Annotated in this window: 1 rRNA gene; it reads left to right on the top strand. The window is 57.6% G+C overall.

From position 1 onward, the window contains the following. Positions 1-454 precede the first annotated feature (454 nt). A 23S ribosomal RNA gene (locus ACFYY8_RS42045) occupies positions 455-2,159 on the top strand; the annotation flags it as partial.

The raw sequence follows: 2,159 nt of genomic DNA on the forward strand, positions 1-2,159 counted from the left end.
ACGTGACGCGCTCATTAGTGGAGCACTGGTTAATCGGATGATCCGGGTCTGCCCGGGTCGGCTAGTACCGCCCGACCCTTCTTTGTGGGGGTGGGGAGTGGGAGCGTCGGCCGGGAGGCGTTGGATGGGTCCGGGCACACTGTTGGGTCCTGAGGAAACGGACCCTCTGGAAGAACTTGTTTCTTCTCTTTTCGGCCTTTGAGGTTCGGTTGGTGTCCAGCTGTTGTTGCTGGGGAGCTGATCGGGTCGGCCGGGTGGGGAAGGAGTGAGAAGCTTCTGGGTCTGCTCTCGGCGTCAGTGATTGGCGGGTGGGGGCGGGGGTTTGTTTGGCCTCGTACGGGACCGCCTCCTATCAGACCAGCTCGCAGTGTAGTTGTGTGGGTGTTCGGTGGTGGGTCGGGTTGGGTCGCTGTTTGTTGTTTGAGATTTGCATAGTGGACGCGAGCATCTTTGTGGCCAAGTTTTTTAGGGCACACGGTGGATGCCTTGGCATCAGGAGCCGATGAAGGACGTGGGAGGCTGCGTTAAGCCTCGGGGAGTCGCCAACCAGACGTTGATCCGGGGATGTCCGAATGGGGAAACCTAGCACCAGTCATGTGGTGTTGCCTCCGCTTGAATGTATAGGGCGGTTGGTGGTAACGCGGGGAAGTGAAACATCTCAGTACCCGTAGGAAGAGAAAACAAAATGTGATTCCGTGAGTAGTGGTGAGCGAAAGCGGATGAGGCTAAACCGTATGCGTGTGATAGCCGGCAGGCGTTGCGTGTGCGGGGTCGTGGGACCCTCTGGGGGAGGCTGCCGCCTCTTCAGGCAGTGAGAAATCGGTGGGGTAGTCGAAGCTTCTGGGAAGGAGCGCCGGAGACCGTGAGAGCCGGGTAGGTGAAACCTTGCCGACTGTTTGAGGGGATCCCAAGTAGCACGGGGCCCGAGAAATCCTGTGTGAATCTGCCAGGACCACCTGGTAAGCCTAAATACTCCCTGATGACCGATAGTGAACTAGTACCGTGAGGGAAAGGTGAAAAGCGCCCCGGTGAGGGGTCGTGAAATAGTACCTGAAACCGTGTGCCTACAAGCCGTAGGAGCGTAGACGAGGTTCGCCTTGTCTGTGATGTGACTGCGTGCCTTTTGAAGAATGAGCCTGCGAGTTATGGTGTGTGGCGAGGTTAACCCGTGTGGGGGAGCCGTAGCGAAAGCGAGTCTGAATAGGGCGTTTGAGTCGCATGCTGTAGACCCGAAGCGGAGTGATCTAGGCATGGGCAGGTTGAAGCGTGGGTAAGACTGCGTGGAGGACCGAACCCACCAGGGTTGAAAACCTGGGGGATGACCTGTGTTTAGGGGTGAAAGGCCAATCAAACTCCGTGATAGCTGGTTCTCCCCGAAATGCATTTAGGTGCAGCGTTGCGTGTTTCTTGCCGGAGGTAGAGCACTGGATGGCTGATGGGCCTTACCGGGTTACTGACGTCAGCCAAACTCCGAATGCCGGTAAGTGAGAGCGTGGCAGTGAGACTGCGGGGGATAAGCTCCGTAGTCGAGAGGGAAACAGCCCAGATCACCGACTAAGGCCCCTAAGCGTGTGCTAAGTGGGAAAGGATGTGGAGTCGCAGTGACAACCAGGAGGTTGGCTTAGAAGCAGCCACCCTTGAAAGAGTGCGTAATAGCTCACTGGTCAAGTGATTCCGCGCCGATAATGTAGCGGGGCTCAAGTACACCGCCGAAGTCGTGGCATTCACACGTTAAGCCTAGCCTTTGTGGTTTGGGTGTGTGGATGGGTAGGGGAGCGTCGTGCGGCCGGAGAAGCAGCGGAGTGATCCAGTTGTGGAGGCTGTGCGAGTGAGAATGCAGGCATGAGTAGCGAATCAGAAGTGAGAAACTTCTGCGCCGGATGACCAAGGGTTCCTGGGGCAGGCTAATCCGCCCAGGGTAAGTCGGGACCTAAGGCGAGGCCGACAGGCGTAGTCGATGGACAACGGGTTGATATTCCCGTACCCGCTACGATGCGCCAGTACTGAATCCAGTGATACTAAGGGTCCTTAACCCCTCATGCCCTTCGGGGTGTGGGTGAGGGTGAACGCCTGGCCTGATCTGGTAGTAGGTAAGCGATGGGGTGACGCAGGAAGGTAGTCCAGCCCAGGCGGTGGTTGTCCTGGGGTAAGCATGTAGG

It is taken from the genome of Streptosporangium sp. NPDC001559, from assembly GCF_042893955.1.
Classification (GTDB): domain Bacteria; phylum Actinomycetota; class Actinomycetes; order Streptosporangiales; family Streptosporangiaceae; genus Streptosporangium.